The 19,394-nt window shown below is 46.3% G+C and carries 19 protein-coding genes; 17 read left to right on the top strand and 2 right to left on the bottom strand.

The window, feature by feature from the left end; all coding sequences use genetic code 11:
- Window positions 1–91: 91 nt before the first annotated feature.
- The 13 genes from LUCIF_RS04940 to LUCIF_RS04995 all read left to right on the top strand — a co-directional run bounded on the left by LUCIF_RS04940 (window position 92) and on the right by LUCIF_RS04995 (window position 12,611).
- Window positions 92–985 carry an AraC family transcriptional regulator gene (locus LUCIF_RS04940; RefSeq protein ID WP_243638689.1) on the top strand — a complete coding sequence of 298 codons (894 nt, stop codon included), beginning with the start codon at window positions 92–94 and terminating at the stop codon, window positions 983–985.
- Window positions 972–1,934, top strand: coding sequence for an ABC transporter ATP-binding protein (locus LUCIF_RS04945; protein ID WP_122626769.1), 963 nt, complete (start codon window positions 972–974; stop codon window positions 1,932–1,934). Before LUCIF_RS04940 ends, LUCIF_RS04945 begins: the two co-directional genes overlap by 14 nt.
- Window positions 1,928–2,674, top strand: coding sequence for an ABC transporter permease (locus LUCIF_RS04950; protein ID WP_243638685.1), 747 nt, complete (start codon window positions 1,928–1,930; stop codon window positions 2,672–2,674). The genes LUCIF_RS04945 and LUCIF_RS04950 overlap by 7 nt, the downstream gene beginning before the upstream one ends.
- Before the next feature lie 101 nt (window positions 2,675–2,775).
- Window positions 2,776–6,162 carry a UvrD-helicase domain-containing protein gene (locus LUCIF_RS04955; RefSeq protein WP_207857009.1) on the top strand — a complete coding sequence of 1,129 codons (3,387 nt, stop codon included), beginning with the start codon at window positions 2,776–2,778 and terminating at the stop codon, window positions 6,160–6,162.
- A 305-nt stretch (window positions 6,163–6,467) separates the two neighbouring features.
- Window positions 6,468–6,731 carry a TM1266 family iron-only hydrogenase system putative regulator gene (locus LUCIF_RS04960; RefSeq protein WP_122626772.1) on the top strand — a complete coding sequence of 88 codons (264 nt, stop codon included), beginning with the start codon at window positions 6,468–6,470 and terminating at the stop codon, window positions 6,729–6,731.
- A 97-nt stretch (window positions 6,732–6,828) separates the two neighbouring features.
- Window positions 6,829–7,314, top strand: a complete 486-nt coding sequence (locus LUCIF_RS27510) for a radical SAM protein (RefSeq protein WP_243638686.1) — start codon at window positions 6,829–6,831, stop codon at window positions 7,312–7,314.
- Window positions 7,289–8,248: a [FeFe] hydrogenase H-cluster radical SAM maturase HydG gene (gene hydG / locus LUCIF_RS04965; RefSeq protein WP_243638687.1), complete on the top strand. Its 960-nt coding sequence runs from the start codon at window positions 7,289–7,291 to the stop codon at window positions 8,246–8,248. The genes LUCIF_RS27510 and hydG overlap by 26 nt, the downstream gene beginning before the upstream one ends.
- A gap of 277 nt (window positions 8,249–8,525) precedes the next feature.
- The gene (gene ftsH, locus LUCIF_RS04970; RefSeq protein WP_122626773.1) at window positions 8,526–9,926 is read left to right on the top strand and encodes an ATP-dependent zinc metalloprotease FtsH; all 1,401 of its coding nucleotides are present in this window, start codon (window positions 8,526–8,528) and stop codon (window positions 9,924–9,926) included.
- Between the two features lie 100 nt (window positions 9,927–10,026).
- The gene (locus LUCIF_RS04975) at window positions 10,027–10,710 is read left to right on the top strand and encodes a ferredoxin-like domain-containing protein (RefSeq protein WP_122626774.1); all 684 of its coding nucleotides are present in this window, start codon (window positions 10,027–10,029) and stop codon (window positions 10,708–10,710) included.
- A gap of 102 nt (window positions 10,711–10,812) precedes the next feature.
- Window positions 10,813–11,055, top strand: coding sequence for a hypothetical protein (locus LUCIF_RS04980; RefSeq protein ID WP_122626775.1), 243 nt, complete (start codon window positions 10,813–10,815; stop codon window positions 11,053–11,055).
- A 148-nt stretch (window positions 11,056–11,203) separates the two neighbouring features.
- On the top strand, window positions 11,204–11,563 hold the full coding sequence (locus tag LUCIF_RS04985; RefSeq protein ID WP_122626776.1) for a PadR family transcriptional regulator: 360 nt from the start codon (window positions 11,204–11,206) through the stop codon (window positions 11,561–11,563).
- 35 nt (window positions 11,564–11,598) lie between these two features.
- Complete coding sequence (locus LUCIF_RS04990; protein ID WP_122626777.1) at window positions 11,599–12,078, top strand: permease; 480 nt, start codon at window positions 11,599–11,601, stop codon at window positions 12,076–12,078.
- The gene (locus LUCIF_RS04995) at window positions 12,078–12,611 is read left to right on the top strand and encodes a permease (RefSeq protein ID WP_122626778.1); all 534 of its coding nucleotides are present in this window, start codon (window positions 12,078–12,080) and stop codon (window positions 12,609–12,611) included. The genes LUCIF_RS04990 and LUCIF_RS04995 overlap by 1 nt, the downstream gene beginning before the upstream one ends.
- A gap of 53 nt (window positions 12,612–12,664) precedes the next feature.
- On the opposite strand, the gene LUCIF_RS05000 is transcribed toward LUCIF_RS04995, so the two are convergent.
- Complete coding sequence (locus LUCIF_RS05000) at window positions 12,665–13,822, bottom strand: MFS transporter (RefSeq protein WP_122626779.1); 1,158 nt, start codon at window positions 13,820–13,822, stop codon at window positions 12,665–12,667.
- 187 nt (window positions 13,823–14,009) lie between these two features.
- Between LUCIF_RS05000 and LUCIF_RS05005 the strand changes: the two genes are divergently transcribed.
- A complete protein-coding gene (locus LUCIF_RS05005; protein ID WP_122626780.1) occupies window positions 14,010–15,704 on the top strand; it encodes an FAD-dependent oxidoreductase in 1,695 nt (564 codons plus the stop codon).
- Between the two features lie 94 nt (window positions 15,705–15,798).
- Here the strand turns inward: LUCIF_RS05005 and LUCIF_RS05010 are convergent, their stop codons facing one another.
- Window positions 15,799–16,269, bottom strand: a complete 471-nt coding sequence (locus LUCIF_RS05010) for a hypothetical protein (RefSeq protein ID WP_122626781.1) — start codon at window positions 16,267–16,269, stop codon at window positions 15,799–15,801.
- Between the two features lie 227 nt (window positions 16,270–16,496).
- On the opposite strand from LUCIF_RS05010, the gene splB reads away from it, so the two are divergent.
- The 3 genes from splB (at window position 16,497) to LUCIF_RS05025 (ending at window position 19,336) form a co-directional block, all read left to right on the top strand.
- On the top strand, window positions 16,497–17,522 hold the full coding sequence (gene splB, locus LUCIF_RS05015) for a spore photoproduct lyase (RefSeq protein WP_207857011.1): 1,026 nt from the start codon (window positions 16,497–16,499) through the stop codon (window positions 17,520–17,522).
- A gap of 254 nt (window positions 17,523–17,776) precedes the next feature.
- Complete coding sequence (gene motA / locus LUCIF_RS05020) at window positions 17,777–18,559, top strand: flagellar motor stator protein MotA (protein WP_122626783.1); 783 nt, start codon at window positions 17,777–17,779, stop codon at window positions 18,557–18,559.
- A 3-nt stretch (window positions 18,560–18,562) separates the two neighbouring features.
- Entirely contained in the window at window positions 18,563–19,336 is a 774-nt protein-coding gene (locus LUCIF_RS05025) for a flagellar motor protein MotB (protein ID WP_122626784.1), read from the top strand.
- Window positions 19,337–19,394 lie beyond the last annotated feature (58 nt).

Raw genomic sequence — 19,394 nt, forward strand, 5'->3', positions numbered from 1 at the left:
GAGAGCCGGTTTACAAAACTGGACACCAAAAGAGAAGATATATATTTTTTATTGTGCTAAACTAACGCCAGGAGGTGATGGGGTGGAGTGGATGAAGCAGCTAAGCCGGGCAATTGACTACATAGAAAACAATTTAACCGGTGACATTTCTTATGAGGAAGCGGCGCAAATCGCTTGCTGTTCAACCTATTATTTTCAGCGGATGTTTTCTTATGTAGCGGGGATTCCGCTGTCTGATTATATTCGCCGCCGGAGAATGACCATAGCCGCTTTTGAATTGCAGGCAGGCGAAGCAAAAGTTATGGATATTGGCGTAAAGTATGGTTATGTCACGCCAACCTCATTTAACCGTGCCTTTCAAGCGGTTCATGGTGTCGCTCCCACAGTTGCCCGCAGGGAGGGAACTAAGTTAAACGCCTATCCCCGTATTAGCTTTTCTATTCAAGTTACCGGAGGTGAAAGGATGAGGTATCGAATCGAAACCAAAGACCCGATTCGAATTGTTGGCGTCAAAGTTGCCCTGCAGGAGGAGCAAGAACAAAACTTCAAAATTGTTCCTGAATTCTGGGATGCAACGTTAAAAAGCAATGTAATTGCAGAAATTTGCCAGTTAACCAACCAAACTCCGCACGGTATTTTAGGGGTTTCGGTTTATCAAAATCCGGAGAAAATTGATTATTATATTGCGGCGGCTACCGATAAAACGGTTCCGGAAAAATTGGCTGAATATGAAATCCCGGCGGCTACGTGGGTTATATTTGAAGGAGACGGACATTTTCAAGAGTCCGTTCAGACAATCTTCAAACGGTTTCTTACAGAATGGCTGCCGTTTTCGGGTTATGAATATGCTGAATTGCCGGATATAGAAGTGTATCCCGCCGGCAACCCAAAGATAAAAATCGGACATTCCGAAGTATGGATTGCAGTTAAGAAAGCCAAACAATACAAAGAAACTGAAGGAGGGGAATCGAATGCCGGCTATTGAAATTGAGAAACTGATTAAACAATATAAAAATGGCGTCAAAGCCCTGAACGGTTTAAGTCTTAGAGTAAATAGCGGCGAAATTTTTTCTTTGCTGGGGCCCAACGGAGCGGGAAAATCTTCGCTGATTAACATCCTGACAACCTTTTATAAACCCACAGCCGGAAAGGTAAGCATGTTGGGAAGAGATTTATGCAAGGAGCCTGCCTGGGTCCGCACCCAGATTGCTTGCGTTGCCCAGCGCATTTCCATTGATGCGCATCTGTCGCTTATGGAAAATATGATGTTTCAAAGCAGGTTGTACCAAGTCGACGCCCAAGTGGCAAAAAAGAGAACCGCTGCTTTGATTGACAGCTTTGAGCTTGCCGGGTATCTGAAGTATCCTACGGCATCCTACTCAGGCGGGGTGAAGCGCCGCCTGGACATCGCCATGAATATGGTTTCTTCCCCTAAAATTCTGTTTTTGGATGAGCCTACAGTGGGTATGGATATTGAGTCCCGGCAAGCCATGTGGAAAATGTTGCTGCAAATCCGGGATGAATATGGGACAACCATTTTTCTTACAACCCATTATCTGGAGGAAGCCGACCAATTGAGCGACTCCATTTGCATTATGAAAGACGGGAGGGAATTAGCGCAGGGAACACCCGGCAGCTTACGCAGTTACACCGGGCAAAACATGCTTCGCATCGCATTTTCCAGCGCCGGGGAAACAGAAAAATACAAAGATATCCTTGCCGGTATGGGGCACATTCAGTTTACCCGTGTGCGGGACCATTCTGTTTTTGTAGGCGTGGATGACAGTAGAGCCGCTTTTACAACGGTGAACAAGTGGCTTTTGGAGCATCAGGTGGGATTTGACGCAATCGAAATCGTAGAACCCAGTCTGGAAGATGTTTTTTTGACACTAACCGGTTCAGGAGAAAATCGAGAGGAGCAATGGCTGTGCTGAATATTTTGTGGCGAAATATAAAGTGGCGGTTTCAAAACCCCGTTTCGATTGCAGTCACCCTATTGCAGCCGCTTATTTGGCTTGTTTTATATAGCGCTGTCGCAGGCCAGGCAATGCAAAGAATGGGGATCGGCAATTACACCGCTTTCATTCTGCCCGGCATCATGGTGCTTGTTATTCTGGCCGCCTGTTGCAGCGGCGGTATCATCAATTTTATCATGAAAGCCAATGGCAGCTTTTATAGAATCCTGATTGCGCCCGTTAGCAGAAGCTCCATCGTGCTTGGGCAAATGCTGGAGGCCGTACTGGTTTCCTTTTTAGAAGTAGCAATTTTATGGGCTGTTAGCACTTTTTTCTCGGTAACGGTGGCATCAGGCCTTGCCGGGATGGCGCTCATAATATTGTTGATCTTTATGACAGCCTTTTTCATGTCGGGTCTTACCTATTCTATCAGTCTCTTGCTGCCGAATGAAGTAATTTATGAGACAATAATGAACGCGATTGTTTTGCCCATCTTTTTTCTGAGTCCGGCTCTTTTTCCCCTCGCAGGTTTATCCGGAGGACTGAAGATAGCTGTAATGCTCAACCCATTTACCTATATTATCTCCGCTCTGCGCAGCTTGATATTAGGAGAGACAGTCCTGATTGGAGAGATTCTGCCTGTTACTGTGCTATTTGCCGTGATGTGCTGCGGAAGCTTTGCGCTGGCAATGTGGCGATTGAAAAAGGAAACCAATTAGGAGAAATTTTGTCGCCGCAAGTTCAGGGTGCGAAATGTGGGATTATTGGCAGGAAATTTCCATTTTGGTGAGAATGTAAAAAAATAATATTCTTAATTAAGATGGAAAATGGTTTTACCATATTCCAAGACAGGTGGATTATGATGTTTATTGCCGATTTTCACATACATTCAAAATACTCAAGGGCTACGAGCCGGGATTGTGTGCCGGAAGTGCTCGAATTTTGGGCGCGGCGCAAGGGACTTCACGTGATTGGTACGGGTGATTTCACTCATCCGGCCTGGCGGGAGGAATTGAAGGAAAAACTGGTTCCCACGGGAGAGGGCCTTTATGCCCTGAAAAATGATTTCCGCCAGGAGGATAAAGTCGCCGGAGGAGATTTTAAGCCTCAATTCATTGTTTCCGGCGAAATCAGCTCCATCTACAAAAAGAATGGCAGAGTACGCAAGGTACACAACCTGATTCTTTTACCTGGCCTGGAACCGGCCGAATTAATATCCCACAAACTGGAGAATATAGGGAATCTGCGGTCGGACGGCAGGCCGATCCTGGGGCTTGACAGCAGGGACTTGCTGGAAATTGTCCTGGATACTTGCCCGGAGGCTATTTTTATACCTGCGCATATATGGACGCCCCATTTTTCCCTGTTCGGTGCCTATTCCGGTTTTGACGACATCCGGGAGTGCTTCGAGGACCTTACAGACTACATATACGCCCTCGAAACCGGTCTGTCCTCGGACCCGCCGATGAATTGGCGTCTTTCCGCACTGGATCAGTATACGCTGGTGTCCAACTCGGATGCCCATTCTCCGGCAAACCTGGCAAGAGAGGCTAATCTTTTTGATACCGGCCTTTCTTATCCGTGCATACTGCAGGCGCTAAAAAACCGTAACACCAAGGAGTTCTACGGTACAATCGAATTCTTTCCGGAGGAAGGCAAATACCACTACGACGGCCACCGGAACTGCAAGGTGTGTTGGAAGCCTGCGGATACCAAAGCCGCAGGCGGCCTATGCCCTGTTTGCGGCGGAAAATTGACTGTGGGCGTGCTGCACCGGGTTGAAGCGCTTGCGGACAGGCAGGAAGGGTTTATACCGCCGGCGGCCAAGCATTTTGAAAGTCTTGTCCCGTTTCAGGAAGTAATCGCCTCCTCAATTGGTTTGGCTGTCACCAGTACGAAAGTTAAGAAAAAACAGGAGGATTTGGTACGGAGCCTGGGACCGGAACTGTTTATACTCCGGGAGGCCTCATTGAGTGACATCGAGTTGGCGGCAGGTCCCTGTATTGCCGAAGGCATCCGCCGGCTGCGTTGCGGCAAGGTCGATATACAACCCGGCTTTGACGGGGAATATGGGAAAGTGAAAGTGATAGACAAGAGTGAAATCAATATGCTTTCAGGCCAATTATGTTTTATGAGTGACCAATTTTTAGCTGCCGCCAGTCCTGCCGGCAGAGAACCGGCGCTTCCTGAATCAATTGCCGGCATAAGAGGGCCGGCAATTAAAGATCCGGCGCCGGATTTGGCGAATGCCGGCGCTCCGGAAAAGAATACGGGTATGAATGCGATTCCTACAAACCTTCCTTATGGATTGAACGAAGAACAATGGCAGGCTGTTTCATCCCCCGGACAGGCAATTGCGGTAATTGCCGGCCCGGGAACAGGAAAAACAAAAACACTGGTATGCCGGATTGCTTACCTTATTAAAGAATGCGGAGTCCATCCCTCGCAGATAACCGCCGTTACTTTTACCAATAAAGCCGCCCAGGAAATGCGCAGCCGTCTGGAACAGCATTTCGGGAACAAGCGGACGGCAGCCGCCATGACAATCGGGACCTTTCACTCTATCTGCCTGCAAATTTTGTCTCAATGGAATGGCAAAAACAAGATAACGATTATCGATGAATATAATGCTCTGGCCATAATAGAAGAAATAGTAAAGAGGCTGAATTTGAAGATTTCGCCGCGGGATGCCCTGAAAGGGATCTCGCTGCTAAAAAACGGGGCCCTGGCGGCAGACAACGGGAAAAAAACGGATATTCCGGCTGCCGTATATGAGGCGTATTGTTCGCAGCTTAAAGGTTACGGCGTGATGGACTATGATGATATCCTACTCGAAGTACTTCAACGCTTTGAAGAGGAAAATGCAGGCGGGAGCCACAAAAACTCATTTGCTTATCTGCTGGTGGATGAATTTCAGGATATAAACGAGATTCAATACGGCCTAATCAAAAAATGGACCGGGAAAAGCGGTAATCTCTTTATAATTGGTGACCCTGACCAGGCGATTTATGGATTTAGGGGTTCGGATTTCCGCTATTTTGACAGGTTTATCGAAGAATTCCAGGGGAGCCAAGTCCGGCTGTCTCAGAACTACCGCTCAACCTCTGAAATCATTGCTTCCGCCCAGGCGGTAATTTTTCCCCAAGCTGCCGGCGAGCGGACTTGTTCTCTCAAAGCAACCAGGGGAAGCGGCAGCAAAGTGCGTCTTGTAGAAAGCAATGATGAATTTTCCGAGGCGATTTTTGTCGCCAAGGAAATCAACCGTATGGTTGGCGGTATTGATATGTTGGATACGCAAACCTTGGCGGCATCCCATAAAAAAAGGCCGGCGGCCAAACAAACAAGGGGGTTTGCCGATATTGCCGTATTATACCGTACGAATCGCCAGGCAGAAATTCTGGAGCAGTGCTTTTTGAAAGAAGGGATTCCGTATGTAGTGGCCGGCAGGGACGAATTTCTTGCCGACAAGCCGGTCCGTGAGACCGTTTCGTTTTTCCGTTTTTTGCTGAATCCCGGGGATATTACGTCTCTTTTGGCCTGCCTCAAAGCAAAAAATGTAACTTCAACCGACGGCAACCTTAAAATCCTGGATCGCTATGTTGCCGGCAAAAAAGACATAACAGCCCTCGTCAATATTCTGGAAGAGACTTCCCTGCCGGTATCTAAGCTGGATGCTTCTGAGGATTTCATCAAGTTGCTAAGGAAATATCAGCCAATCCTCCATAAGGAAAAGCCGGGCAATATTATAGATTCCTGGATTTGCGACAACCATCTGTCCGGTATAAAATCAATGGACCTTCTTTTCCATACGTCGGTGATGCATAACGAAATGTCTGCCTTTCTTCAAAACCTTCTCTTGGGCCGGGAAAGCGATATTGTTCGCAGCGGGAGCAAGGATTATTCGCCGGAGGCGGTAACGTTAATGACTATGCATGCGGCCAAAGGCCTCGAATTTCCCGTCACATTTATTTGCGGCGTAAATGATGGCATGATTCCTTTACGAAACAGCAACTCCGATATAGATATGGGGGAAGAAAGACGGCTTTTCTATGTCGGGATGACTAGGGCCCGGGATGAACTGATCCTTCTGACGTCCCGTACTCCTTCTCCTTTTATTGCCGACATAGCGCAAGAACAACTTATAACCGAGAAGGCTTTTAAGCCCAAGCAGATGTTCCAATATAAACAAGACAGTCTTTTTGCCTAAAGTACGATTTGACATTGATTCTTGTTTTTTACCTGAATTTATGATACGGTATAGATAATAACCGGGTAAGCTGTCTGAGATTGAGTGAGCTTCATTCTTTCTTGCGGCAAACCATAGGTAAACTAACTAAAACAAAGCATCGTACTGAACCATGAGGGTTCGTCCCTAATGAGAAGGCGAGAGAATAGGTTACTATGTGGAGGCGCGCGCTGTATGGCTATTGCCTCCATAAATTAGCGACATTCTATCCTTGCGCCTGTTTGGGGTGCAGGGATTTTTTGCTTATTGAAGAAAGGACGAAGCGTATGGAAACCAGAATTGCGCTCATTGGAATCGTGATCGAAAATAAGGACTCCGCTAAAAAGATTAACGATATTCTGCATGAATACGGAGACCATATTGTCGGTAGAATGGGTATCCCTTATCCCAAACGGAATATTGCCGTAATCAGCATTGTAATCGATGCTCCCGGCGACATTATCAGCGCTCTGTCCGGCAAGTTAGGAATGATTCCTCATGTCAATATAAAAACGGTATATTCCAAAGTATCTTCCAACGCCGAAAAATGAAAGTACAACCTTTAGTTAAAACGGGCTTTTCTACTACGTAGTTTCACTGCCGTTAGCAAACTGATTAGACGGAGAGAAGGAAAAGGGAGGCTTATCAATGTATAATTGTAAATCAAAAAAAGCGACTGAGTTTATTGACGACCAGGAGATTCTGGATACCCTGGCCTATGCTCAGGAAAACAAAAGGAACCGGGAATTAATTGACAGCATTTTAGAGCGGGCTAAGGACTGTAAAGGCCTGAATCACCGTGAAGCAGCCGTGCTGCTGGAATGTGACCTGGAAGATGAGAATGAAAAAATGATGTCGTTGGCCCAGGAAATAAAACAGAAATTTTACGGGAACCGCATCGTAATGTTTGCTCCGTTATATCTTTCCAACTACTGTATAAATGGATGTGTATATTGCCCATATCATCATAGCAACAAGCATATTACCCGTAAAAAACTTTCCCAGGAGGATATTGCCCGTGAGGTAATTGCCTTACAGGACATGGGACATAAGCGGCTGGCTTTAGAAACCGGAGAAGACCCGGTTAATAATCCCATCGAAGTATGTGTTGGAAAGCATAAAAACGATTTATAGCATAAAACATAAAAATGGTGCAATACGCCGGGTTAATGTCAATATTGCCGCCACGACTGTGGAAAATTACCGCAAGCTAAAGGAAGCGGGGATTGGCACGTATATTCTTTTCCAGGAAACCTATAACAAAAAAATGTATGAGGAATTGCATCCAACCGGACCGAAACACGACTACGCGTACCATACGGAAGCGATGGACCGGGCGATGGAAGGCGAGATTGACGATGTGGGCATCGGTGTTTTGTTTGGATTAAACATGTACCGCTACGACTTTGTCGGCTTACTTATGCATGCGGAACATTTAGAAGCGGCCATGGGAGTTGGCCCGCATACCATCAGCGTTCCCCGGATTCGTCCGGCCGATGATATTGATCCGGAAAACTTTACCAATGCCATTTCCGACGATATATTTGCGAAAATAGTAACCGTACTTCGCATTGCTGTTCCTTACACCGGAATGATTGTTTCCACCCGGGAATCGAAGAAAACCCGCGAGCGGGTGCTGCAATTGGGAGTATCCCAAATCAGCGGCGGTTCCAGAACCAGTGTCGGCGGCTACGTTGAACCGGAAGCGGAAGAAGATAACTCGGCCCAGTTTGATGTAAGCGATACGCGTACTCTGGATGAAGTTGTGAATTGGTTGTTAAGTTTGGGCTATATTCCGAGTTTCTGTACTGCCTGTTATCGCGAGGGACGTACGGGAGACCGTTTTATGAGTCTGGTCAAATCCGGGCAAATTGCCAACTGTTGTCAGCCCAATGCGTTGATGACGCTTAAGGAATACTTAGAAGACTATGCTTCCGCCGATACCAAGGCAAAGGGGGAAGCGGTAATTGCCAGGGAAATTCCCCGGATTACCAATGCAAAAGTCCGGGCCATTGCAATGGAACATTTGGCTGAACTTAAAGACGGTAAACGGGATTTCCGCTTTTAATAGCAAAAGTTTTAGAAAGTATTTTGCCGCCCGTCAAGGGGGCGGGCTTGTTTTTATTCAATCGAAGCCACCTGCAATATTGTTTGCGGGTGGCTTTAATTTTTATTGGAAAACGCTAATGCCCCTAAAGGTATTATGTAAAAATGTATCACTCCCTATTTTCAGTTCATATAGTAAATTATAAAGAACATTTAGACCCTTTCTTCATTGTTGCAGCTAGGTCTTTAGACCAGTCCGGAATGATTATGTAACCAATATAAGGAGGGAACTGCAGACCATGTCCTATAGAAAGAGACGGACCAAACTGCGGGTTAGTCATAAATCCAGAGTCACTTTTGGTAATGTGGCCGGCGCTGAGGAAGCGAAGCAGGATTTAATGGAAATTCTAGAATTTATTAAGCACCCTAAAAAGTTTCGCGAAATGGGGGCGCGGATACCTAACGGCGTACTTTTATATGGACCTCCCGGAACGGGTAAAACACTATTGGCGCGCGCCACGGCTGGTGAAGCGGGAGTACCTTTTTTCAGTATTAGCGCATCGGAATTCGTCGAAATGTATGTTGGTGTGGGTGCTTCCCGGGTACGAGATTTATTTAGGCAGGCCAGAAGAAAAACGCCAAGTATTATCTTTATTGATGAAATAGACGCCGTCGGCCGGCAGCGCGGTACCGGGCTGGGGGACGGACACGACGAGCGGGAGCAGACGTTAAACCAGTTATTAGTGGAGATGGATGGTTTTTCTGCTTCGAGAGGAGTTATCATCATCGCTGCTACCAACCGCCCGGACATTCTGGATCCGGCCCTTTTGCGCGCCGGGCGTTTCGACCGCCGGATCTTCGTTGACCGTCCTGATGCGAAAGGCCGCCAGGAAATTTTAAACGTGCATACGGCAGGCAAACCGGTGTCGGCTGAAGTGGATCTTGCAGTGATCGCCCGACGTATATCCGGGTTTACCGGGGCCGATATCGGCAATTTGGTAAACGAGGCGGCGCTGCTGGCGATTCGTTTTGGGAAAAAACAGATTGAAATGGATGACTTTGAAGAAGCAATAGAGCTTGTAATTGCCGGACCGGAAAGAAAAAGCCGGGTTCTAAGTGAGAGGGACCGGAAAATTGTTGCTTATCATGAAGCCGGCCATGCTTTAATCAGTCTGCTCTCCGGCCAGGCCGACCCGCTTCATAAAGTATCTATAGTCCAGCGGGGCCGGGCCGGCGGGTATACGCTTACTCTTCCGCGGGAAGACCGTTATTTTACCACTAAATCGGAACTTGTCGGTCAAATAAAAAAACTGCTCGGCGGCCGGGTCGCCGAAGTATTGGTTTTGCAGGAAATCAGCACGGGAGCGCAAAATGACCTTAAACAGGCTGCCGAAATTGCGCATAAGATGGTTTGCGACTATGGAATGAGCTCATTGGGGCCGGTTAGCTACGAACAGAGCGAGGAAGTTTTTTTAGGACGGGATATTACCCGGCAGCACAATCGGAGCGAAGGCTTTTTCTCCGGCATTGACCAGGAAATACGGGATATTATCAAAAGTGCTTACGGGGAAGCGGAAAAAATAATCCAGGATAATATAAACAGTCTGCACCGCATTGCGAGTGCGCTGCTGGAAAGAGAGACACTGGCAGGGGATGACGTCCGGCAGTTGGTGAAGTGGGAATCTTTTACAAGGGCATAATCAACGGCTGAGTTCCTAAGATATGAGTATAGTAGGGCCTGTCTTGTACCATATTAACGTTGTAATTATGAGATGTTATAAGGGATAAGGGGGTGGCTTTATGCAGGCAGGTCAGGAAACAAAGCGGGATATGCTTGATAAAGGGGCAGTGTTACAGAGGGACAAGAGAACCTATGCTGTGGCGCCGCATATACCGGGCGGTATTATTTTAGACTTTAATTTAATGCGTAAGATTGTTGATACGGCGGAAAAATATGGAGCCAAGGCATTAAAACTTACTAGTGCACAGCGAATTGCTATTGTTGGCATTGAGGAAGAAAAGATTGACCAGGTGTGGGAAGAACTTGGCATGGAGAAAGGACATGCTATTGGCTTGTGTGTGCGCAGTATAAAAATATGTCCGGCAACTCACTTTTGTAAACGGGCACAGCAGGACGCTGTGACGCTAGGCCTTGAACTGGATGAAAAATATCATGGCATGGATTTACCGTCAAAGTTTAAAATGAGTGTTGCCGGCTGTGCAAATTCTTGCAGTGAACCGGCGGTAAGAGATTTGGGAATTATGGGTACCCCGAAAGGATACACGGTTATGATTGGCGGCAACGCCGGTATCAAACCGCGAATCGCGGATATCTTAGCGGAAAATGTTCCCCAGGAAGATGTGATTCCTTTAGTTGGCAAAATTATCAATTACTATAGAGAGCACGCCAAAAATTACGAACGCCTGGGAAACATGATTGAACGCGTAGGCTTCGAAACGGTAAAGCGGGATTTGTCGGAGTAAAATAAAGTTGCGGCAAGAAGCTGGCTTGACTTAATTTCTCAGCATGTATCTAAGTGCGCATGGCCATAATATAATTAGACTCTAAAATAAAGGAGGATGAATATGGACCAAAAACAAACACAGTCAAAGTCTCAGTATGGAACTCTGACCGCGAAATATGATGCGAACCGGGATTATGCCGATGCTCAGAACGGCGCTCAAGGTTCTACTGCTACTACCAGCCAAAGTGTTGCCGAATATGGCACTATGACAGCCAAGTACGATGCCAATGACGATTACAGCCAAAGTGGCGGCGGACAAAAGAGCTCCGGCAATAAACCCGGACAACAGGGCAACAAAAAATAAGAATATTGGTGTTTTATGGAATGCCCTCCAATATAGGAGGGCATTCCTATTTGCACGGAAGCCATTGACTTTCAATATTGCTGTAGTTATAATTAAGATGTAAGTTGCATATAGATGGATTATACACATAGAAAGGATTTAAATTTAAATGGCAAGAAAATCAAAAAAAGGTCAAACCTATCGGCATACACCGGCATTTATTCTTCTTTTTCTGGTTAGAGAGAATTTATATGGTGCTGCCCTGCTAAATACTTTACAAAAAGAGCTGCCCTGGTACCATACGGATAGCGCCGTAATTTACCGTTCCTTGCAGGATTTGGAACAAGAAGGGGCGGTAAAATCCTATTGGGAAACCGATACAGCGGGACCAGCCCGCAAATGGTATCAAATCACTCCTAAGGGATTGGAACGGCTTCAGGAATTTAAAGAAGATATTGAAATGCGGAAACGGAATTTGGAATTTTTCTTGGATTCCTATGAAACCTTTCGCCGGAGAACGGAAAAATAGTCTATTTTTTACACTATATATGGGGAGGTGCCGTTTTGTTTACCGTTGGATTGTATATCTTAACGGGAATCCTGTTGGGAATCTCTTTCGTGAAAGATAAGAAAAAGACAATCCTGGCATTAAAAAAAGGATGGAAGTCGCTGGCGAATATTTTACCCCTGCTTTTTTCGATTATCCTCCTCATTGGAATCGTCCTTGCCGTATTGAGTCCTGCGGCGATATCCCAATTAATCGGGAAACAATCCGGTTGGTCCGGTATACTAATTGCTGCCGTTGCCGGCGCGGTAACTTTAATACCCGGTTTTGTAACGTTTCCGCTGGCGGCTGCTTTATTAAAGAACGGCGCCGGCTTAACCCAGGTGGTTGTATTTATATCAACCTCAATGATGGTCGGAGTGGTTACGATTCCTGTAGAAATAAAATACTTCGGCTGGAAGGTTACTTATATCCGGAATATGCTGGCATTTGTTTTTTCATTTATGGTGGCGATTGTATTAAAGGCGGTGATTGAATAATGCAGTTAATACAAAGATACAAATTTCCAGTACTGATGGTCTTGATTGAGATTTTTTTGTTATGGATAAAGCCGGCAACCGGGGTTGAGTCGATTCGGATATCGGCAGATAATTTAAAGGAAATGCTCCTGGTTCTGCCGCCGATTTTTGTGCTGCTGGGTCTCCTTGATATTTGGGTCCCCAGGGAAGTCATGCTAAAACTGATGGGGGATGAATCCGGTTTGACCGGTGTGATGATTGCTTTTACATTGGGATCTGTCGCCGCCGGTCCATTGTACGCTGCTTTTCCTATTGCCGGAGTTTTGTTGAGAAAGGGATGCCGGTTTGCCAATATAATCGTTTTTATTGGCGCCTGGTCAACGACAAAAATTCCTTTGTTATTATTTGAGGCAGCTTCCATGGGATGGAAGTTTATGCTGGTCCGTCTCCTGCTCGATGTGCCTATTATTGTGTCAATTGCTTGTTTTATTGAAAAGATATCCGGTCCGCAGGAGAAAAAACTTATTTATGAAAATGCTGCTAAATTTGACTAACTGTTAAAAAATGCCCTGCAGTCTTTGAACTGCAGGGCATTTTAGTTCCCGTCTTACTGAACGGTATGGGGTTGCCGTAAACCAAGCCAAACGGCAATTGCCGCCAGAATTCCCAGAATGCCGCCAAAGAGAAACGGGGCCTGGGGGCCGAAAAAGTTCCACAGCAAACCGGCCAATATGGAAGCCGGCAAGAGGGCAAGGCCGACAACTGTGGCGTGTAGGCCGAAAACAGTAGCCCGTTGATCCGTTGGCGCCAGATCTGCGAGAAAGGCCTTTTCAATTCCGTTAGTCAGACCAGTATATAAGCCGTAAACCGCAAATAGGAGGATAAATGTCCAGTGGGTGCCGGCTTGGGCAAACCCGAGGTAAACCAGGCCGTATAACAAGTAACCGGCTACCAGCAGGGAACGGCGGCCGATTTTGTCCGAGAGGCGGCCGGCCGGGTACGAAATTAGAAAATAGGTTATATTCATCAATAGGTACAACAAAATAACATCTGCGGCGGAAAATCCGGCATGATTGGCCCGGATCAGCAGAAACTGATTGGAAGAGTTGCCCAGATTGAAAAGAAAACTGATCAGGATGTAATAACGCAGACGCGGGTCAAGCCGGGACCAGGAAAAAAGATTTTTTTTGACTGTGTTCAAAGCATGTTGCTTTGCCTCGTTTGCCAGAAATAACATGGCTACTCCCAAAACGGCGGGAATGGCGGCCAGCCAGAAAACCAGAATATAGTCTCCCTGATAATGGGTGAATAGCCAGTAGGCTAAAAAAATGCCGATAACGGCTCCGGCCGTATCCATGGCCCGGTGCAGGCCGAATGCTTTACCGCGAATATCCGGCGAGGTTGACTCGGAAATGAGCGCATCCCGGGGTGCGGTGCGAATTCCTTTGCCAAAGCGGTCGGCGACGCGGGCCCATAAAATGCCTACCCAACTGGTAGCCAGAATAAACAATACTTTCCCCACTGCTGAGAAGCCGTAGCCGGCTATGGCCATGGGCTTGCGCTGTTTTATTTTATCGGACAGGCGGCCGGAAAAAACTTTAAGCAGGCTGGCCAGGCTTTCCGCGATCCCTTCGATGACTCCCAAAATGGCCGGGGAAGCGCCGAGCACCCCCGTTAGATATAGCGGAACCAGCGGATAAATCATTTCACTGGATATATCGGTAAAAAGACTGACCAGTCCTAAAATGATAATATTTCTATACATAGAAAGCACCTCGATTTCTTGTGGGATCAGAAAGTTTCTTACAACGTCTAAAAATTGATTACTATAGTATATCACAGCATGGAGATGTTTTCCATAAATTTCCCTTCTGCCTATTGACGGATCGCTGGGAAAATGATTACAATATAAACAAAAACCCCGGATACCGGGGGTGAGGGGGTTGGAGCGAATGGAAGGTCAAAAAGTTGTAATCATTGGCGGGGTCGCTGCCGGGTTGAAAGCAGCTGCGAAAGTGAGACGGTGTGACCCGCAAGCCGAGATCGTTGTATTGGAAAAAGGAGAACTGATTTCCTATGGGGCTTGCGGTATGCCATATTATGTTGCAGGCGACATCGGCGAGATCAGGGAATTAATGTCGACACCGGCCGGAGCGTTGCGTGATGCTGCTTTTTTCCGGAATGTAAAGAATGTGGATGTACGGGTGCGGAGTGAGGCCATCCGAATCGACCGGGCCGGCAAAAAGGTCACGGTTCGTAATTTGACCACCGGTCAGGAGGAAATAATTTCTTATGATAAGTTAGTGATTGCTACCGGAGCGACACCGGTGAAGCCGGATTGGCCGGGGGTCAATTTAGCCAATATATATTCGCTCTGGCATCCTGATGACGCCGTGGCCATACGCCAGGGACTGGAAAGAGGACGATTTACCCAAGCAGTTATTATCGGCGCCGGTCTGGTAGGAATGGAAATGGCGGAAGCATTCAGTGCCTGGGAAATTCCGGTCACAGTCATTGAGATGCAGGACCAGCTGTTCCCGGGATTTTTGGATCACGATATGGCTGCGCCGGTCGCTAAATATGTTCGTGAAAAGGGGGTAACCTTACTAACCGGGGAAAAGGTTGTCCGGTTTCACGGTGAGGAACAGGTACGGGAAGTAGTAACGGACCGGCGGACAATTGCGGCGGATTTGGTGATTCTTGGTATTGGCGTCCGGCCGAATGTATCTTTGGCCCGGGATGCGGGTCTGGAAATCGGACCGACAGGCGCGATTGCCGTAAATGAATATTTGCAAACCAGCGATCCGGATATTTACGCCGGTGGTGACTGTGTGGAAAATACAAACCGGATTTCGGGACGGAAAGTGCTGGCCCCTATGGGCTCGACGGCTAACAAGCACGGACGGATTATCGGTGAAAATCTTTGCGGCGCCCGGGTTCCCTTCCGGGGAATATTAAATACGGTGATTGTAAAATTATTTGATTATACGGTGGCTAAAACCGGCCTCACGGAAAAGGACGCTAAATCGCAAGGGTATGAGTATATCACGGCTATTGCAGCCGGGCATGATAAGCCACACTATATGCCCGGAGCCAAGCTGATCTCCCTTAAACTGATTGTCGATGCAAAAAAACGGAAGTTGCTGGGGGCGCAAGCCTTCGGGGAAGGCGATGTCGCCAAACGGATTGATGTATTGGCGACGGCATTAACCTTCGGCGGTACGGTTGACGACCTGTTTGATGCGGATTTGGCTTATGCTCCGCCCTATAGCGGCCCCATTGACAATGTAGCGGTTGCTGCCAACGTAGTTATGAATAAATTGGCGGGGGTAATGAAAGGCATTTCCTCGCTGACGGCTAAGGAAAAAATGGACGATCATAAGACGGTTTTCCTTGATGTGCGTTCGCCGGAGGAATATAAGCAAACCCATTTATCCGGTGGTGCTAATATGAAGAATATTCCTTTAGGACAACTTCGCAAGCGGGCCGGAGAATTAAATAAAGATGATGAGATTATCGCCTTTTGTAAAATTAGCCTCAGGGGTTATGAAGCAGCCCTTATGCTAGCAGGACAAGGCTTTGAAAATGTCAGGGTCATGGAAGGTGGTATCGCCGCCTGGCCTTTCGCGTGCGAAAAGGGAGAATAAAAACAACCAGACACCGGGGGACAATGTTCCCCGGTGTCATTTATCTTTACGTTCATCTTACGCTTGCGTTGAAAGATCCCGCAGGCATATCTTCTTATCGGCCGGACGGCATGGAGGGCACCGGCTTTGCTTGTTTGTCATCCAAAACAATGGCTGAAGACAGTGCGCCTAAGATACGGCCTTCGGGTGTATTTTTTATGCTTTCCATGAGTGCATTCCTGAATTCAGGTACTTGCATAAGCTTGAGAACCGCTTTACGGACTTCCGGTGATTGTATGTTTTCCGACATGGCCTTAGTCATTTCCGGCGATTTTAGCAGTTCTGCCATTTTTGCTTTTCCTTCCGGCGACTTTAAATACTCTAAGACTTGATTTTTCATCATGTCCTGCAGTTCCGGATTGCTGGCACTGGATTCGATAATTGACGAGGTTAAAGATTGTGCCACCGTACCCCGGTCATAAGTGTATAACCGGACCAGCGGCATTAACATGAGCCAGAGACACAGGCTTACAACCAAACCTGCACTTACCCCTCCCAAAAACCAAGGATAAACTTTTTGTAACAAGATACCATCTCCTCATTTAGACAACGATGTTGGTGGAACGGCTTATATGTTTATCCAATAGATTTACCAAATATAAAAGTTCTATGCAGCAAAACCGGAAGTTTCCAGTAATTTGCGCTTGTTCTTTCCACTGAGGTTACGCAGTAAAACTGTCCATGGATTACCAGGAATGAGCGGAAGGCAGTTACTGAATAATAATGTTATAGCTTAGAATAAGGGATGAAATTATGTTAAGATATATGCCGCAGCGAATTTTTTTTGAACCCCGGGCGCTGGAATATCCGTTGGGACGCCAGTTATATCAGACTCTGCAAACAATGAAAATTGAGATTCACCAAACACCGTCTCATAATAGGGTGAGTGGAATTCCCGGCAGGACAGTACAGGAACGATTCCGGGAAGCCAAAAAAACTTTGGTGGTAGGAGTGAAAAAGATTTCCCCATTTTCTCCCTGTAAGCCTTCGGCTCATTACCAACTGCCGTTAACAACTAGTTGTCCGGGAATGTGTGAATATTGTTATCTGGCAACTACTCTGGGGAAAAAACCTTACTTGCGGGTTTATGTAAATATTGATGAAATATTAGAACAGGCCCAGGCTTATATACAGGAAAGGTGCCCGGAGATAACCGTATTTGAAGGCGCGGCTACCTCCGACCCCATACCGACGGAGTATTTAACCGGTTTATTGTATAAAACAATTGAGTTTTTTGGTAAACAGAATGCGGGGAGATTTCGTTTTGTCACTAAGCATGATGATGTGGATTCTCTTTTGTCTGCTCAACATAACGGACATACCCGGTTCCGGTTCAGTTTGAACGCCGCTGCAATAATCAATAACTATGAGCATGCCACCGCCACGATGGAGGAACGCATAGCAGCAGCCGCCAAGGTGGCTGCTGCCGGATATCCTTTAGGGTTTATTATTGCTCCGCTGTTTTATTTTCCCGGTTGGCAGGAAGAGTATGGCCGCATGTTTCGTTCCCTTGAGCGTTTTTTGCCACAGCCCGGCCGGTCTGGTGTCAGTTTTGAATTTATAAGTCACCGGTTTACCCGTAAAGCAAAAAATAACATAATGGAAATTTTCCCCGAAAGTAAATTGCCTATGGAAGAAGAGAATCGGAAATTTAAATATGGCCAGTTTGGCTACGGCAAGTTTATATATGAAAAAGAATTTTTAGAAGAAATGAACATTTTTATGAAAGAACAGGTGGAAAGTTATTTTCCGGAAGCGCACATTAATTATTTTATATAAAATTACCCTAATATACCCTGGTTGCTAAATGTAGCCAGGGTATATCTTTTGCCAGAAAATGAAAAAATTTTTCTAATATTGTCAAAATAACTTTGATGTAGACAAATTATGTCGGGAAGTGTTAAGATTTTAATATCAGTCCTAATAGAGTGAGATATAGACTGTTGTGGTAATTTTTATGGAGTATTACCAATTGTGTTTTATTTTGTTCATTTGAAAATTCATGGTTGGTCATTGCCGGGGAGGCTGAAAAATTGGAGAAATCGTCTGTCATTGGTATAATAATCGGCATATTGGCGGTTATGCTGGGAATGATAGTGAAGGGCGCCAATATGGCGGTGTTTATCAATCCGGAAGCGCTTTTAATTATTTTCGCCGGGACAACGGCCGCATTATTAAATGCTTTTCCCATGAGTCATATTAAAAAATTTCCCGGATTAGTCAAGTTGATTTTTAAGCAGCAGCAATTAATACCTAAGACAGAGTTATTGCAGTTGTTTATTGAATTAGCCCAGTCGGCCAGGCGGGAAGGACTGCTGTCGCTGGAAAGCCGGCTGGATGAAATTAAAGATCCTTTTTTGCAAGAGGGGATGCGGATGGTGATTGACGGCTTGGATACCGACTTTGTCCAGGATGTGCTGGCGGCGGATATTCAGGCCATGGAAGAACGCCATCACGCCGGCGCTCTTATATTTTCCCAGGCGGGTATGTATGCACCTACCCTGGGCGTATTGGGAGCGGTTATTGGTTTGATTGCGGCGCTTGGCAATTTGAATGACATTGGAAAATTGGGAGAGTCCATTGCCGCGGCCTTCGTTGCTACCTTGTTAGGTATTTTTACGGGATATGTATTATGGCATCCTTTTGCCAATAAACTGAAATTTAGATCCAAAAATGAAGTGGAAATTAAGAGGATGATTATTGAAGGAATCTTATCCATTCAGGCCGGGGATTCTCCGGTGGCGATTGAAGCCAAATTACTTGTATTTATTCCTCAGCACGAACGTAGCTTGCTAAAACCGAAAACGGAGGAATAACCGATGTCAAGAAGAAGAAATCATCAGCCGCCGCAGGAAGAGCATGCAGATGAAACCTGGCTGGTTCCTTATTCCGATTTATTAACGCTTTTATTGGCTTTATTTATTGTATTATTTGCTTCAGCGCAGGTTGACCAGAAAAAGTTTGATCAGCTCCGACATTCTTTTAATGAGGCATTTGACGGTAATGTTTCTTTTTTCCATAATACGCAAATGACGCCAAGTGTTACCGAAAAGCAGACGGAACCAACGCAAATGACCGTAATGGCAGCGTCGGACGCTAAAAATCAGGAAGCGTATATGCGGGAAACAAGCCAATTAACTCAAGTTAAGAAAATGCTGGACCAATACATACAGACCAACAAGCTGACCGGGGAGTTGGATACCGAACTAACGAGCGATGGATTGATGATTCGCATTAAGGATACCGCTCTATTTACTTCAGGCAGCGCGGCACTGCTCCCTGATTCCCAGCGGCTGGCGGCAACGGTTGCCAGGATGCTGCTGCCGCTGACACAAAAAATATCAATATCAGGGTATACGGACAATGTGCCGATTCATAATACTGAATTTCCCAGTAATTGGGATTTAAGCACGGGACGAGCGCTCAACTTTATGAAATTTTTATTAGCCCAGGAAAAGAATTTGCAGCCAGACCGGTTTAGTGCCACGGGGTATGGCGAGTACCGGCCCGTAGCAACCAATGGTACGGCGGAGGGAAGGGCGCAGAACCGGCGGGTTGAGGTCCTGATTATGCGAAACTATAAACAGCCATGATGGTTAAAACCTTGCCGGATAGGGCAAGGTTTTTATATATCTGCATCTTTTTAAGCAG

This window comes from Allolucifera butyrica (assembly GCF_900476375.1).
GTDB classification, from domain to species: domain Bacteria; phylum Bacillota; class Negativicutes; order Sporomusales; family UPPP01; genus Lucifera; species Lucifera butyrica.

Bases quoted from the DNA above. Each gene is read 5' to 3' on its own strand.
- LUCIF_RS04940 (WP_243638689.1), top strand. From the start codon at position 92: ATGAAGCAGCTAAGCCGGGCAATTGACTACATAGAAAACAATTTAACC.
- LUCIF_RS04945 (WP_122626769.1), top strand. From the start codon at position 972: ATGCCGGCTATTGAAATTGAGAAACTGATTAAACAATATAAAAATGGC.
- LUCIF_RS04955 (WP_207857009.1), top strand. From the start codon at position 2,776: ATGGAAAATGGTTTTACCATATTCCAAGACAGGTGGATTATGATGTTT.
- LUCIF_RS04960 (WP_122626772.1), top strand. From the start codon at position 6,468: ATGGAAACCAGAATTGCGCTCATTGGAATCGTGATCGAAAATAAGGAC.
- LUCIF_RS27510 (WP_243638686.1), top strand. From the start codon at position 6,829: ATGTATAATTGTAAATCAAAAAAAGCGACTGAGTTTATTGACGACCAG.
- ftsH (WP_122626773.1), top strand. From the start codon at position 8,526: ATGTCCTATAGAAAGAGACGGACCAAACTGCGGGTTAGTCATAAATCC.
- LUCIF_RS04975 (WP_122626774.1), top strand. From the start codon at position 10,027: ATGCAGGCAGGTCAGGAAACAAAGCGGGATATGCTTGATAAAGGGGCA.
- LUCIF_RS04980 (WP_122626775.1), top strand. From the start codon at position 10,813: ATGGACCAAAAACAAACACAGTCAAAGTCTCAGTATGGAACTCTGACC.
- LUCIF_RS04985 (WP_122626776.1), top strand. From the start codon at position 11,204: ATGGCAAGAAAATCAAAAAAAGGTCAAACCTATCGGCATACACCGGCA.
- LUCIF_RS04995 (WP_122626778.1), top strand. From the start codon at position 12,078: ATGCAGTTAATACAAAGATACAAATTTCCAGTACTGATGGTCTTGATT.
- LUCIF_RS05000 (WP_122626779.1), bottom strand. From the start codon at position 13,822: ATGTATAGAAATATTATCATTTTAGGACTGGTCAGTCTTTTTACCGAT.
- LUCIF_RS05005 (WP_122626780.1), top strand. From the start codon at position 14,010: ATGGAAGGTCAAAAAGTTGTAATCATTGGCGGGGTCGCTGCCGGGTTG.
- splB (WP_207857011.1), top strand. From the start codon at position 16,497: ATGTTAAGATATATGCCGCAGCGAATTTTTTTTGAACCCCGGGCGCTG.
- LUCIF_RS05025 (WP_122626784.1), top strand. From the start codon at position 18,563: ATGTCAAGAAGAAGAAATCATCAGCCGCCGCAGGAAGAGCATGCAGAT.